Below are 13982 nucleotides of genomic sequence, written 5' to 3' on the forward strand. Positions count from 1 at the left end.
GGTAGATTTTAATGCAGCATGCTAAGCAGACAGTATCGCTAATTACATATAATATTCATAAGGGTTTTGGCCTCGGTAAGGTACGTTTTTTGTTGCCAGAAATGAGGACAGCGATTGCTGCATTGAACCCTGATTTTGTGTTTCTTCAAGAAGTTCAAGGCGAACATCGACGTCGCGAAAAGCGCATCGAGGCATGGCCTGAGTCGCCACAATTTGAATACATCGCCGAGGAAATATGGCCGCACTATATTTATGCTAAAAACGCAGTTTATCAGTCGGGGCACCATGGCAATGCTATTTTGAGTAAATATCCTTTTGAGCGTTTCGAAAATATTAATTTATCGACAATAAACCGGGCTTCTAGGGGAATATTGCATAGTCAATTAATTTTGGATGATGCACAGAAAACTAAGATTCATTTGTTGTGTGTCCATTTAGGATTATTTAAAGCGGAACGCAAAGAGCAATGCAAGACATTAATGCTGCGTATTAGCGAAGCAGTCCCGGAAGATGAGCCTTTATTGATGGCCGGCGATTTTAATGATTGGCGTATGCATTTATCCAGACCATTAGCCAATGAGTTAGGCATTGAAGAAGCCTTTTTTTCCGTTGAGGGGCAGCATGCCCGTTCTTTTCCAGCAATAAGACCTTCTCTTTGCGTTGATAGAGTGTATTTTCGTGGAATGGACGTGTGTGAAGTTCAGTGTTTGCAGGGTAAGCCATGGCGAATGTTGTCTGATCATGTACCATTGTTCGCCCGCTTTTCCTTATTATCAGGCTCCAAGTCTAATTAATTTATAGATCTATGGGCATCGAGAGGTTGGGTTATGCCCAACCATCTGATGATTTTATTACTCCATCGTCTGCTGATATTCTCCTAAACAAGCCTTGCTATTTAAGCGGGCACGTTTAAGTAATGCTTTTTGAGCCTGTTCAATATTTTCTTGTTTTCCCCCCCACGCGTGCAAACAATCTTCCTGAAGTGCACGTCCATAGGAAAAACTTAATAGCCAAGGTTGTTTGCCGAAGCTGTTAAGGGCATTTAAATTTTCTGTTGCTTGTTGAGGAGTTTGCCCCCCTGAAAGAAAGTTGATGGAAGGCACGGCAGCAGGAACATGATTACGAAATACACCAAGTGTATAATCAGTAATTTCTTCTGGAGAACTAAATGGTTTAACTTCTTTGCCACAAGTAATCATACTGGGTTTTAAAATCATGCTTTCTAATTCTACTTGATGAATAAATAAGGCATGAAAAAGCTCATGTAATATGAGTTCTGAAGCTTCGGTACAATGCTCAATGCTATGATCGCCATCCATCAAAACTTCGGGTTCTACAATCGGTACAATCCCCACGGATTGGCAACAAGCTGCATAGCGGGCAAGAACTTCAGCACCAGCTTTAATGGCGGTGAGAGTGGGAGCAAACTCGGAAATAGAATAAACATTACGCCATTTGGCAAATCGGGCACCTTTCTCTTTAAAATGCAAGAGTCGCTCTCTTAAACCATCAAGTCCTTGGGTGATTTTTTCTCCTTCCGTATTAGCCAAGTCAACGAGACCTTTGTCTACTTTGATGCCAGGAACGATGCCTTTTTTGCTGAATAGTTCGACAATGGGAACCCCATGCTCGTCTGTATGTTGGAACGTTTCTTCAAATAAAATGACTGCATTGACGTATTTTTCTAAATCAGCTGTGGTTGCCAGCAGTAGGCGGTAATTGCGACGATTTTCCTCATTGTTGTCGGTATTGATGGTTGCAAATCGTTTGCCAATAGTGCTGTTGCTTTCATCGGCGGCTAAGATGCCTTTTCCTATTTGTAACAACTGCTCCATTGTTGCGGATAATTCTTCATAATGCATGATTTAGTAGTCTCCTGATAGAACAATGATAGATGACTGTGTTATTTGCCAGAAATGTATTTTTCCCGAATGATGTTTTGCATGGCAAACCCTTTTTCTTTGAGATAGGAAAATGATTCATCGATCATGCCGGGGTTTCCACATAAATAGATGATATCTTCTGTGGGATTAAGAGCTAAATCGTCAAATGAACTTTGTACATAGCCAATACGCTCATAAGTTTGTTTATTTTCCTGAGCTTCCCGACTTAGGTGTATGCGAAACTCAACTCGCGGAAATAATGTGACTAAAGTAAAGAATTCATCGCCATATAAAATATCTTCCCGCTTTTGTACGCCTTGCAGAATGATTATATTAAGTTCTGGATTTATTTGTAAACGGCGTTTTAATTCTGGAATCATGGCACGATAGGGTGTTATTCCCGTACTGGTGGCAACGAAAATATAGCGTTTTGGCATGTCGTCTTTCAAGATTAAACGACCAAAAGGGCCATTAATGTGAATGGTATCACCAGGTTTCAAATTAAAAAGCAATTCAGTGCCGGGACCGCCCTCAACATAACCTGCAGCAAATTCAATTCGATTATCCTGAGCAGGGGCATTTGCAACACTATAGCTACGGCGCAGTAATTTACCATCCCGTTCAAAATGGAGCGTGATAAATTGTCCCGGAAGGTAATGAAAAGCAGGTTCCTCACTGCTGCGAAAAATAAAATGCTTGACCTTAGGCGACAGCATAAATGCTTCTTCTAGGACGATAGGAAAGGTCTTCACCGACATAATAAATTTATCTGATACAAAAAAACTACTAATATAGGGGAAAAATTACACTTTGCAAGACTTATGATCTTCTTAATTCTCTTCATAACTACAAGATTAGCATAATTTCTCGGATTCATTTTAGATAAAATGCCGCATTAAGAGTTGATAAATAAGATAATTGTATTTCAGGCAGTCGCTTTTTTGTTCTATGCTGTGATAAGAAGCAATGATAAATTGGCTGCTCGCAGTTTCTTTGGTGATGGGTATATAATTAATCTATGAATGTTGATATTGTTGAAATGATTGGCAATCTCAGCCAATCACTTATACCAGTTCAAGCATTAGTTTCAGGCTTAGGTTATCTTCTTGGCCTATTATTTATGATAACTGCAATAGGGAAGTTGAGAAAAATAGGTGATGCTAGAGCACGTGGTGGTTCTCATGAAAAAATGTTTGTTCCTTTAGCGTATTTAATGGGGGGAACTGCGCTTATTTTTCTGCCTTCTGCCGTTACTGCATTATCCACGACAGCGTTTGGTTCGGGAAATACAGAATGGGGGTATTCTGACTATAATCCTTATGATATTTATAGCGCGATGCGGGTTGTCATACGAGTGGCGGGTTTGATATGGTTCGTGCGGGGTTGTGTTTTATTGGTTCATGCCAGCGAGCCGGGAGTGCAACATGGACCTAAGGGGCTAACCTTTCTTTGTGCCGGTGTTTTGGCAATAAACTTTGAAGGAACAGTAGGGGTTATCAATTACTTTATCAATAGACTAATCAGTTTAACTCAATCTTCAGTGAGTCTTGGTGGGGGATGAGCAAGTGATCTTAATTTTTTAGGAGTGGAGTCTATGAAACGGATATATTGGGGAGGGTTTTTAAGCCTGCTGTTTTTGTCAGCCGCGTTTGCAGCTAATGAACAAGTGCTTAAGCCTAGCTTGATCCTAAATCATCTTAAGGTAGCTGCTCCACACACGCAAGCTGGCGATGAACTTTATTTTGATATCACGGCGTTTTGGGCTGATAAGCCGAGAAAATATTATCAAGTTCCTAAACCGCCAAAATATTGGGCCTCGATCGAAAGTGATAAAATTAATTCTGTGTCTTTATGGTCTGAACCGGTCAAACCAGGTCAAGTAGTCATTCTCCTTATATCGCTTATGGATATTGATGTGCTACCCATGAATCCGGATGATATGCTTGGTATCATTCGAGTAAGATTAAAAAATGTAGATGGCGTCTTACATGCTACTTGGAGTATCCCAAACCGCTCTGTCGGTCCTGAGACCATCATGGGACAAACCGGTGATATTCAAAAGTTTGAATTGTCTGGAGCAAGTGGAAAATATGAAGTTTATTTATCATTAAAAAATCAAATAAACTGATAAGCAAAATAATTCCATGGGCTATTGCTCTTCTTCTCCACAAATTTTAAGATTATTTGCTTTTGCGAACTCTAAAATGGCTTGATAGATTTGGGGACTGGAGTCTTTAAGTTTAGGGTCTAATAGCACGCATTTGTATCCTTCATGGTTTACACTAGGTTGCAACAGTGGGGAGTAATGTATTCGGCTGTTTTTGAATGTTGCCATTGTTCCACTCATGCGTTCTGCCCAATCGCTAGGGCGAAAAGGCTTGCCATGAGTGGTAATGCCTTCGATGATGATTTTTTTATCTTTAGATTCTGACATTTTTGCTACATAATAAAAACAGTATGTTTAGTATAGCATCATCTGTGTTGCTACAAAAATGTTCATTTACTCATCTATAATGAGGCTTATAGTGAAACATAAAGAAAATCGTTCGGGAATTTATCTTTTACCCAACCTTTTAACGACAGCAAGCCTGTTTGCCGCATTTTATTCTATTGTTGCTTCACTGAAATTCCGTTATGAAACCGCGGTAATTGCAATATTTATTGGTATGATTGCAGATGGTTTAGATGGCAGAATTGCTCGTTTGACACATACCCAGACCGCATTTGGTGCTGAATATGATAGTTTATCGGATATGGTGACGTTTGGCGTAGCTCCTGCGTTGCTTTTGTACAGTTGGAGCCTGCATCAATTAGGTAAATTAGGATGGCTGATAGCATTTATTTATACGGCAGCCGTTGCTTTGCGTCTTGCACGATTTAATACACAAGTTGAAACTGCAGATAAACGCTATTTTCAAGGGCTTGCTTGTCCACCGGCAGCCGCTATCGTGTCTTCTTTTGTCTGGTTATGCCATCAAAACCATTGGGAATATTTTGGAGTTGCCATCATAACTGCATTTCTTGCAGTTATGGCCGCTATTTTGATGGTCAGTAACGTACGTTATCATAGCTTTAAGGAAATTGATTTTAAAGGTAAAGTCCCTTTTTTATATGTACTTGGCGTTGTTATTTTATTTGTCGCTATTGCCGCCTATCCAGCTTTAATTTTATTTCTTGGGTTTATGTTTTATGCGTTATCTGGCCCTTTGCAAACGTTGGCAGCATTACACCGCGTGCGAAAACAGCGTCGTCAAGTTGCAGATGCTAGGCGTGATAATTCGGGAAATAGCGATAAAACATAGAACCCACAAAACGGCTTTCTGGTTTCTTTATAGCTCGGAACTTATTCAGTCTCATCAAAACGATTGTTGACAAGCGCTACGATTGCTTTTGTCATTTCTTCTTCGTCTGGGCCATCGATCTGTAAAATAAGTTCGCTTCCTTTATTAGCAGCAAGCATCATAACACCCATGATGCTTTTTCCATTCACGGTTTGTGTGTCTTTAGTAACATCAATATGACTTTGAAATTTTGCGGCTGTGGACACAAATTTTGCTGAAGCACGCGCATGCAAGCCCAGTTTATTAATAATGGTTACTTTAGTTCTTATCATAGCCGCTACAATGTATCATGTGATTTTTGGTACTGCAACCCCGAAGAGCTTGCCTGCAAGTAGAGAATATAAAGCATCGCTGCTTTTTGCCTTGCGGCAAGCGTCTCTGAATTCAGGAATACTGAAATGTTTGATGATATGTCCTAAGATTTGCAAATGTTGATCATTTTGATTTTGTGGAACAACTAAGCCAAGAACCAAATCGATAGGCTGTTTATCTGTAGCACCAAAATCGACTGGGTTGAGTAATTTAAGAAAACAACCATAAGTTTGGTGAATGGTCTCAGACCGTATATGCGGAATAATGACGCCATTTCCGATGGTGGTGCTTCCCAGACTTTCCCTTTTCCAATAAGCATCGAATAAAACTTCGGTTTTCAGTTCAGGATCGTACTGGCTTAATATCTGACTTAATTTTAGTAAAACAGCGGTTTTACTTTGGGCCGTTGAATCTATGGATATACCGTTTGGGGAAAAAAGTTCACAAAATTGCATGGTTGAGGAAAGTAGCCATAAAAAGTTTCAATATTTTACTGTATGTTTATGAAAATAAACAATATGATCTTGTTCTTTATGTACGCCATAGAGAAAAAGTTCTCTATGGCGGTGGCTCATATAAAGCACTTCTTTTATGTTTGAATCTTTCTTTTGCATGAAAGCTGGTCCAATATTGGACTGTGAAAGAAATGATCGATGTGTCTCGTTTATTCACGATGTTTACGCATTTTTTCCTTATGTTTAATTAATTGTTTGTCTAATTTATCAACCAGACTATCAATTGCTGTGTACATGTCGTCAGATTCTGAACTTGCATGTAATTCACCTTTCGCTACTAATACGGTGGCTTCAGCGATTTGTCTTAGTTTTTCTACATCAAATACCACATTAATTGCTGTTATTCTATCAAAGTGTTTTTCTAGCTTGTCGAATTTTTCCTGCGTAAATGCTCGTAATGCAGGGGTAACATCCATTCGATGGCCTGTGAAGTTGATTTGCATAATATTCTCCTTCCATTATTAATACGAACTGCGAATTGATTTTCGTTTATGAGAGGGTGGAATTCCCATCTCTTCGCGATACTTGGCGACCGTACGACGTGCAATCTGGATACCTTGCGTGGCGATTTGTTTTGCAAGCATACTATCGCTTAAAGGAATTGCGGAATTTTCATGCTCGATTAATTTTTTTATGGCAGCACGAATTGCAATAGACGAACAGCCGCCTCCTTGCATGGTAAGAATATGATTCGAGAAAAAATATTTAAGCTCAAACATGCCTCGAGGTGTGTAAATATATTTTTGATCAGTGATTCTTGAGACGGTTGATTCATGCATATTGAGAGCCAAAGCCACTTCATTGAGAATCAGTGGTTTCATTGCTTCTTCGCCAAATTCTAAAAAATCCTGTTGATAGTCTACTATATAACAAGCCACTTTTAATAAAGTTTCTTGCCGGTTTTGTATACTTTTTAAAAACCAGCGCGCTTTTTGCAAATTATTTTTTAAGAATTTATCATCGGTGTTGTTTTTCCCCCGCTTGACCAGTGAAGCATATTGTGTATTGATGCTTAAATGAGGCAGTATGTTCTGATTCAAGATAACATGCCATCGAGTGCTTTTTTTTTCAACGATCAAATCTGGGATAACATATTCTGTATTCCCGGTGGGTATTGCACGGCCGGGTTTCGGATTCAGATGCTGAATAATATCTAGTATATTCTCCATTGCATATTTATTGATATGATAGATTTTCATGAGTTGCTGATAATGGTGGCGGCCAAGTAAATCAATATGATTCTCTATGATTTGTTTAGCAATCTTTACGTAGGGGGTTGTCTTGGGTAATTCATTTAATTGAATCAGCAATGTTTCAATAAGATTACTGGCTCCACAGCCAATTGGATCAAGATGTTGAATACGGTGTAAGACAACTTCAATTTCTTTCATGTCTAATGAATGAGAGCGACTGCTCAAACTGGTATGAAGATCAGCCAACGATAGAGTTAAGAATCCATTATCATCAATGGCATCAATAATAACTGTGGCAATCATCCTGTCTATATCCGTCATGGGACTCATATTTAATTGCCATCTTAAATAATCTTGCAAATCGGTTTTAGTGCCGCACATCTCTTCATACAGATAACTGTTTCCATTAAAGTGGTCGGTTTCTTTCTGCTTTACATGGAGAGATGACCATTGAGTCTCAAAGAATTCATCTTCTTTTTCCAGAATGTCCTCTTTTTCCAGCAGGACGTCTAGAGATTCATACTCCATTTCATTTGAAGTTGATTCCAGCATAGGATTTGATTCAAGTTGTTGTTGTATTTCATGCTGTAAATCAAGTGTAGAAAGTTTAAGTAATCGGATAGCTTGCTGAAGCTGGGGGGTAAGGATGAGCTGGTTTGTTAAACTCAGCTGCAGTGACGGCTTCATGTAAATCCTCTTTAATTTTAACGGTTATATTATCAGTTTAATCCATCCGAACCGATTATCCAGTTTATTCAGTGCATGGAATGCATTATTTTCAATCATTTTTATTAAAAATAATATAAAAATAAAAGATGATTAAGAATCTATCTTCAGAGTCGCAAACTGAGTCGATGCATTGGGTTTAGAGAACTGAGCAACTGCATAAAACCAACACATAGACTAAAATGGTAGGCTATGAGAGCAGGTTCTAAGAAATGATTTTGAGGGAAGTACAGAAAAATCTAGCTCCATCGACCGACGGAGCTAGATTCTAGAGATTATTTTACTTTTTTCTCTTTAAACAGTACATGTTTTCTTACAACGGGATCAAACATCATCAATTCCATTTTTTCAGGATGATTACGCGGATTTTTGGTCGTTGTTTTATAATAACCAGTACCTGCGGTTGATTCCATTTTAACTTTGACGGTCACGGCAGCCACAGCATTCCCCCTTTAAATTAAATTTTTTCGCCTTTGGCTCTAAGTTGATCAAGAACAGTTTTAATGCCCAACTTATCAATAATACGCATGCCTTTGGCACTGACTTTAAGAGTGATAAATCGATTCTCTTCTTCAATCCAGAAGCGATGGTTTTTAATATTAGGCAGGAAACGCCTTCTTGTTTTATTGTTGGCATGCGAAACATTATTCCCAGTAATTGGTCGCTTGCCAGTAACTTGGCATACTCTTGACATGGTTTACTCCAAAGTGCCCTGGCTTTAAAAAGCTGGCTTTGTTTAAAATCAGCAAATTGGCTGAATATGAATTACAGGTGGCGTTTTATAGCAAAAATTGGTCGAAGATGCAATGTATTGACGTGTTTTTTACTGATATACTTCGCGCGAACCACAAGTTTCGGTTAGTAATAAGAGCTTGTTTGCAAACCGTTCTAATTTAAATCAGGATTATTGATGCAAAGAACCATTAAAAGTTATGTGTTACGGGCTGGGCGAGTCAGTAATCGCCAGCAACAAGCCCTGGAAAAATGGTTAGGAGATTATGTCTTATCATGTGGCTCAACGTGGGATCTGGCAGAGGTATTTGGCCGAGAAGCCGAAACCATCGTTGAAATTGGGTTTGGCATGGGTTCTTCTTTATTAGCTATGGCAAAAGCGCGTCCAAACCTTAATTTTATTGGTATTGAGGTGCATAAGGCTGGTATAGGAAGTTTGGTTGCTGATTTACATGACCATTCAGTGAACAATATACGTATAGCACCATTTGATGCTGCTGAGGTTATTAAAACTTGCTTGCTGGACAATGAGTTGGCTGGTGTGCAAATTTTTTTCCCTGATCCTTGGCCTAAGAAGCGTCATCATAAAAGACGGTTAATTCAGCAGGATTTTATTCATCAACTCGTGAAGAAAATCAAAATAGGTGGATTTATACATTGTGCAACGGATTGGCAAGATTATGCAGAGCACATGCATACTGTTTTTATGGCTGCACCGAATTTGAAAAATCAACAAGAAGATGGAGGCTTTATTCCTAGGCCAGAAACTCGCCCCTTAACCAAATTTGAGGAAAGAGGTTATAAATTAGGCCATAAGGTATGGGATTTAGTATTTTTGCGTTGTAAATAACATTCATATGGAGGATGCAAGCTTTTTCCCGATATTTTACGTACATTTTGTGTAAAATTTTGATGTTTTTGCGAGATTCAGGTAAAATATAAGCCTGTGTTTTAATCCAGCTATATTTATGTTTGAAGCATATTTGGCATTGCTTGATACCATTAAACGAAAAAAATTTTCGCTTCTTGTTCATCAAGCAAGAAATGAAATTATAGCGACGCTGCGAAGTGAAAAATTCAGTGTCAGGATGCGTAAATATCTGGAAGAGATGAATGAAGAAGGTGAGCCATTTACCAATTTCTCTCTTGAACCAGGGCACGTTTCTCAAATTAAAAAAATAATCAATGCGCTTTATCATGCAGAAATCGCTTTGCAGGATTTGGAGTCTGTTAATCTCAGAGATGGCAATCGCAAGGTTGCTGATTTAGCCAAGTTATATAATCACACCATCCATCATATTTATCAGGCTTCTTATCTGATAACTCATATGGATGTTGATTTAAGTGAGATATTCAGCAAAGAATTTGCTGTATTGGTGCCTTTATTTGAAAAATTTCATGCTTATGCCAATAGTTATAAAGAAGAAACTCGCACGTTTTTAGGGGCTCTCAATTATCGCGAATTGTCACATAAAACAGGCATAATCAGCGGAATTGTGGTTGATCAATTGAAGCGACAGGATGGTCAGGTTGATTATGAATTCCTCACACAATTTACTGCCGTCTTGCCGGGGTATCTGGATCAATTAACCGCCTATATTCGACGTTTCTCAGAGCAAGTTACTACCCATGATCCAGTGTTTGACCAGAAAAAAATTGCGGAATTACAAAATCATGCACTGCTTTTATTAAATTCCCTTGATAATTTACGGGGAAATAACAACTTCTTCTTATCCTTGAGAGCACTGCATTATATTCATATTATTCGTCATACAATTACGTTGACGATGACTATTCTTGATCAAGCGGGGCATGCAAGTGAGACTTCGCAGGATGCAATTCGGGATAATTTGGCAAAGTTAAAATACAAATTATTACCCGAGCTATTTGGTTTCGTCGATAAAATTGAAGCTCAAGCGATGCTTGAGCCCGGTGTTTTATCGAAACCTTTGATGGCTCGTGTAACGCCTATGTTTCAATGGTTGATGGAGTATGTAAAAAAAGTTGTTGATTTTTCTCAAAAAGGAGAAGAGCTATTAACTATTGAAGATCCTAAATTTATTGCCTTAAGAGCAGAACAAACTTATCAACGGATTGCTGATGATGAGGAAAAATTGTTCATGCTGGCAGAGGCGAAAAAAGCCGCAAATGAATTTTTCAAAATCTTGAAAGATCCCAGCTATAAGAAAATGCGACTGGTGGATTTGCCGGATAAGATTAAAGAACAATTGATTTTCAAGTATAGATTGATGCAACCGTATATGGCGCGGGTCGATGCCGTCAAAAATAATGTGATCATCGCTGGTTTAACCCAAACTAAAGATTTCTTTACCACTTTTTCAGGTTGGCTAGGGCAATATTCCGATGGTATCGATGGGATTGTTGCACTAGAAGATGATTTAAATGCTGTTTTTGCAAAAGAGCGTATTTCTCGTTGGTTTCATCGCCAGTTAAATTTGGACATTATTGACTCAATCCAGCTCAATATGGATTCCTCGAAACTGTTTCCCTTCGCACCTAAATCTCGACCTTTGGCTGTGGACGAAGCGGTTATTTTGAGCGTAGATGAATCCAGTCCTTTGGTCTTTGAAGAAACCGATGGCAATAATCTGTTAATAAATCCGGATGCATTAACTTGCGAGCAAGCTCTAAAACTCTATCGATTTTATGAAATAAAAAGTACACAATGTGCAAATGCGCTAAAAGCATATCGTACATTTACTGAACTTTTAAGTATGCAAGATGATGCAACGTTTTTCGTAAAGCTTGACGTAAAACAAAAAAACCAACTCATTAACTTATACCGTCTATTTCAGCCATATCTCGTTCACCTTACGATGAATAAGAGAGAAGCAGACTATGATCAAAAAATGGTTCAGGCATTAACGGGAAACCCCTCCTTACGTACGACTATCCGTGTTGGTGATCTTCGCCGACTTGATGTTGCTATTCAAACGTGCTTTGTTGAAACAAATGAGCATTTTGAAGCTAAAAAACATGCCTGCGGATATTGGGCTGATTTATTATATCGAAAAGAAAATCGCGCTAAACCGCTGGTTCATGAAACAGGGGCAAACAGAGCACACTATGTTATTCGTCAGACTGAATACATACGCGTTCTGGCTGATTTCAGAAATTCTTTGCTGCAATTGACCCACGTATTTAATCATTCCGTTAGAGAGAAGTTGACGCCAGCGAAGGAAGGGCTGCCTTTTCCAGAATTGGAAGATATTCATAGCGCTTTAACCCAAAGCAGTCAGGTATTGATGCTGAAGCGGTTATTTAATGCCTTATATCACTTGGAGCAAACAGGCATTAATTTGAATGAGTTGAATGATAAAAGTACTGAAATTAATTATGTCCGACATATTCTCAAAGCCAGTTCCCATATTTATGAAATAATAAATCTTGGAAATGCATTACGTTCTGAACCTTATTTGGCTTTTATTGCACAGGATATTCTGCAAAATGTGCAGAAAAGCTATGTTGAACTGATGAAGCTTGCTAGGCCTTATATTTTTGAAACAGCAGACGAACAGCCGGATGAAAAGATACAGATTAATGGTAGTGTGCTTTATGCATTGAATGCCATGATGATTCTTCCGGAGCATATTGCGGTATTGCAAGGAGGAAAGGAGTTGCCGCTGGAAAGGATAAATGCCATCCAAAGACATGCTAAAAAAGTAACCGCCGATATTCAGCGAATTATTGTCCATTCTAATTCTTATGTCCGGTTATTTTTTGAAATACCAACGATGTATGGCTTGTTTAAGGAACTAAAAAGTAAGCTTTCCTTGATGGCATCTTCATCGCATGATGCGGTGCTTAATCATTTGGAAGATATGAGGAATGGATTACTTCCCCAAATTTTGATAGAAGCCGATCAATGGGAAGATAAGCTTGGATTAAATCCAGGTACTTTATCGCATTCAATTAAAGCCATATTGGATGAATTTTATCTTGGTTTGCTGGAGCCATTAGCGCTTCATTCCCGGCGTCATATTGCTTTGGCAACCAGTTTGGAACCGTTGGACAAGCGATTGGAAGCTGCACGGCAACGAGTGAACCAGGCAGAAATTGAACAAGCTAGACTCAGAGAAAAGCTTGAGAAATTAAAAAGATTGGCAGACGGCATTGTCCTTTATAAACGCTGTAAGGCAAGAGCTACAACAACGCTGGCAACCTTGCAACATCTTGAACGTTCGATGCAAGAAAGTTTTGTTGCTGTCTTGCCAATATTGCGACAGGAGACGGAATATTTTGATGTGAATTCCTTACCGGAAGAAGAGGATGGGGAAGTGCTGGACAAGGTATTAAATCAACGGGCACATGGTCCAGCCCTGCGGAATATTGAAGCATTGACTAAAGCCAATATCAGCCATTTTCAAGGATTGTACGCGTCTCACCAGCTTGCCATCGAAACAGCTAGAGAGAAATCAGTTTATTTGAATAAACAAAAGAAAATCCAGCAGGATTTCAATGCAAAATTTGTTGTAAATTATACAGAAAATGCTTTCGAACGTCATGCAGAAGCGTTGAGCTCCAGACCGTTTGGATTAGTTCATAGCAGCACGGAATATAAACAGAATCTTTTAAAATATCTTCAACGCATGAAAAAAGAAATTGTAGAGGTTGCGATACATGCTGAAGACATTAATAAAAAAATCAATGAACTATTGGCGGAAAAAATTAAACATTTTGAACAGGAAAATTATCAGAAATATTATCACTTGGAAGCCATTCGAGTAGCCATTGAGGAGTTTAAGATTTATCTTCATAGCACAAATATAGACTTGCAGAATAATAAAGCCATCTTTGAAGATATTGATACCTTAACAGAAAAAGGACAGTTGATTGAAAAATTGAATATCATAGCCAAAAATGAAAAGTTATCTGTTGAGGATAGAATAGAACAGCTTAAACAACAGACTGGCAATCCCGTTTTTAAAACAAAAATGCTTAAATATCATCACTATGATCAAGTTTGTTTCTCATGGTTAAAACAATGCGTTTTATCATTTTTGGAGTTGATTCATCTTTATACTCCTGGCTATAAAAAACAGCATAACAACCTTGTGAAGGCGGTTGATGAGCGTCCGGAAATAAGCCATTTAAGCACACGTTTCGGTTTGTTTTCTGCCCCACAGCGGCGTTATCACTTACCAGGAGAGTCAGCGGTAGAAGATGTACTGAGTGTGGTACCTGCTAGTAGTTTGGTATAATCGTTAACAAATTTGCGTCCCATAGTTCTTCCAGTCTATTTAGCTTACTGATTTGCTA

The 13982-nt window shown here is 38.6% G+C and carries 15 protein-coding genes; 6 read left to right on the forward strand and 9 right to left on the reverse strand.

Features of this window, described 5'->3' with window-relative positions; genetic code table 11:
- The first annotated feature begins 11 nt into the window (after positions 1–11).
- Positions 12–794: an endonuclease/exonuclease/phosphatase family protein gene (locus E1O52_RS00085; protein WP_133126718.1), complete on the forward strand. Its 783-nt coding sequence runs from the start codon at positions 12–14 to the stop codon at positions 792–794.
- A 57-nt stretch (positions 795–851) separates the two neighbouring features.
- Here E1O52_RS00085 and E1O52_RS00090 read toward each other — a convergent pair whose 3' ends face one another.
- Positions 852–1862, reverse strand: coding sequence for a class I fructose-bisphosphate aldolase (locus E1O52_RS00090; RefSeq protein WP_133126719.1), 1011 nt, complete (start codon positions 1860–1862; stop codon positions 852–854).
- Between the two features lie 41 nt (positions 1863–1903).
- Entirely contained in the window at positions 1904–2641 is a 738-nt protein-coding gene (locus tag E1O52_RS00095; protein WP_133126720.1) for a ferredoxin--NADP reductase, read from the reverse strand.
- Positions 2642–2901: 260 nt separating this feature from the next.
- Here E1O52_RS00095 and E1O52_RS00100 point away from each other — a divergent pair, with 260 nt between their 5' ends.
- Positions 2902–3444: a type IV secretion protein IcmC gene (locus E1O52_RS00100; protein ID WP_133126721.1), complete on the forward strand. Its 543-nt coding sequence runs from the start codon at positions 2902–2904 to the stop codon at positions 3442–3444.
- Between the two features lie 33 nt (positions 3445–3477).
- Positions 3478–4011: a carbohydrate-binding protein gene (locus E1O52_RS00105; protein WP_133126722.1), complete on the forward strand. Its 534-nt coding sequence runs from the start codon at positions 3478–3480 to the stop codon at positions 4009–4011.
- Between the two features lie 21 nt (positions 4012–4032).
- On the opposite strand, the gene E1O52_RS00110 is transcribed toward E1O52_RS00105, so the two are convergent.
- A complete protein-coding gene (locus E1O52_RS00110) occupies positions 4033–4317 on the reverse strand; it encodes a DUF3579 domain-containing protein (RefSeq protein WP_133126723.1) in 285 nt (94 codons plus the stop codon).
- 91 nt (positions 4318–4408) lie between these two features.
- Here E1O52_RS00110 and pssA point away from each other — a divergent pair, with 91 nt between their 5' ends.
- On the forward strand, positions 4409–5185 hold the full coding sequence (pssA, locus tag E1O52_RS00115; protein WP_423202685.1) for a CDP-diacylglycerol--serine O-phosphatidyltransferase: 777 nt from the start codon (positions 4409–4411) through the stop codon (positions 5183–5185).
- A gap of 41 nt (positions 5186–5226) precedes the next feature.
- Here pssA and E1O52_RS00120 read toward each other — a convergent pair whose 3' ends face one another.
- From E1O52_RS00120 to rpmB, 6 genes are all read right to left on the reverse strand, one after another.
- Entirely contained in the window at positions 5227–5496 is a 270-nt protein-coding gene (locus tag E1O52_RS00120) for an HPr family phosphocarrier protein (RefSeq protein WP_133126725.1), read from the reverse strand.
- Between the two features lie 15 nt (positions 5497–5511).
- On the reverse strand, positions 5512–5991 hold the full coding sequence (locus E1O52_RS00125) for a PTS sugar transporter subunit IIA (RefSeq protein WP_133126726.1): 480 nt from the start codon (positions 5989–5991) through the stop codon (positions 5512–5514).
- Between the two features lie 209 nt (positions 5992–6200).
- Positions 6201–6494: a ribosome hibernation promoting factor gene (hpf, locus tag E1O52_RS00130; RefSeq protein ID WP_133126727.1), complete on the reverse strand. Its 294-nt coding sequence runs from the start codon at positions 6492–6494 to the stop codon at positions 6201–6203.
- An 18-nt stretch (positions 6495–6512) separates the two neighbouring features.
- Positions 6513–7931, reverse strand: coding sequence for an RNA polymerase factor sigma-54 (locus E1O52_RS00135; RefSeq protein ID WP_133126728.1), 1419 nt, complete (start codon positions 7929–7931; stop codon positions 6513–6515).
- A gap of 314 nt (positions 7932–8245) precedes the next feature.
- Positions 8246–8410, reverse strand: coding sequence for a 50S ribosomal protein L33 (rpmG, locus tag E1O52_RS00140; RefSeq protein WP_133126729.1), 165 nt, complete (start codon positions 8408–8410; stop codon positions 8246–8248).
- Positions 8411–8427: 17 nt separating this feature from the next.
- Entirely contained in the window at positions 8428–8664 is a 237-nt protein-coding gene (rpmB, locus tag E1O52_RS00145) for a 50S ribosomal protein L28 (protein WP_133126730.1), read from the reverse strand.
- 216 nt (positions 8665–8880) lie between these two features.
- Between rpmB and trmB the strand changes: the two genes are divergently transcribed.
- Together trmB and E1O52_RS00155 are read left to right on the forward strand one after the other, a co-directional pair.
- The gene (trmB, locus tag E1O52_RS00150; RefSeq protein ID WP_133126731.1) at positions 8881–9552 is read left to right on the forward strand and encodes a tRNA (guanosine(46)-N7)-methyltransferase TrmB; all 672 of its coding nucleotides are present in this window, start codon (positions 8881–8883) and stop codon (positions 9550–9552) included.
- Positions 9553–9670: 118 nt separating this feature from the next.
- Positions 9671–13924 (forward strand): hypothetical protein, encoded by a 4254-nt coding sequence (locus tag E1O52_RS00155; RefSeq protein ID WP_133126732.1) that lies wholly within the window; start codon positions 9671–9673, stop codon positions 13922–13924.
- Positions 13925–13982: the final 58 nt, after the last annotated feature.

Source organism: Legionella nagasakiensis, assembly GCF_900639915.1.
Classification (GTDB): Bacteria; Pseudomonadota; Gammaproteobacteria; order Legionellales; family Legionellaceae; genus Legionella_A; species Legionella_A nagasakiensis.

Excerpts from the sequence above, each read along its gene's own strand:
- E1O52_RS00135 (WP_133126728.1), bottom strand. The coding sequence starts at position 7,931 with ATGAAGCCGTCACTGCAGCTGAGTTTAACAAACCAGCTCATCCTTACC.
- E1O52_RS00110 (WP_133126723.1), bottom strand. The coding sequence starts at position 4,317 with ATGTCAGAATCTAAAGATAAAAAAATCATCATCGAAGGCATTACCACT.
- E1O52_RS00090 (WP_133126719.1), bottom strand. The coding sequence starts at position 1,862 with ATGCATTATGAAGAATTATCCGCAACAATGGAGCAGTTGTTACAAATA.
- E1O52_RS00125 (WP_133126726.1), bottom strand. The coding sequence starts at position 5,991 with ATGCAATTTTGTGAACTTTTTTCCCCAAACGGTATATCCATAGATTCA.
- E1O52_RS00085 (WP_133126718.1), top strand. The coding sequence starts at position 12 with ATGCAGCATGCTAAGCAGACAGTATCGCTAATTACATATAATATTCAT.
- E1O52_RS00100 (WP_133126721.1), top strand. The coding sequence starts at position 2,902 with ATGAATGTTGATATTGTTGAAATGATTGGCAATCTCAGCCAATCACTT.
- E1O52_RS00155 (WP_133126732.1), top strand. The coding sequence starts at position 9,671 with ATGTTTGAAGCATATTTGGCATTGCTTGATACCATTAAACGAAAAAAA.
- E1O52_RS00095 (WP_133126720.1), bottom strand. The coding sequence starts at position 2,641 with ATGTCGGTGAAGACCTTTCCTATCGTCCTAGAAGAAGCATTTATGCTG.
- trmB (WP_133126731.1), top strand. The coding sequence starts at position 8,881 with ATGCAAAGAACCATTAAAAGTTATGTGTTACGGGCTGGGCGAGTCAGT.
- E1O52_RS00120 (WP_133126725.1), bottom strand. The coding sequence starts at position 5,496 with ATGATAAGAACTAAAGTAACCATTATTAATAAACTGGGCTTGCATGCG.
- hpf (WP_133126727.1), bottom strand. The coding sequence starts at position 6,494 with ATGCAAATCAACTTCACAGGCCATCGAATGGATGTTACCCCTGCATTA.
- E1O52_RS00105 (WP_133126722.1), top strand. The coding sequence starts at position 3,478 with ATGAAACGGATATATTGGGGAGGGTTTTTAAGCCTGCTGTTTTTGTCA.
- rpmB (WP_133126730.1), bottom strand. The coding sequence starts at position 8,664 with ATGTCAAGAGTATGCCAAGTTACTGGCAAGCGACCAATTACTGGGAAT.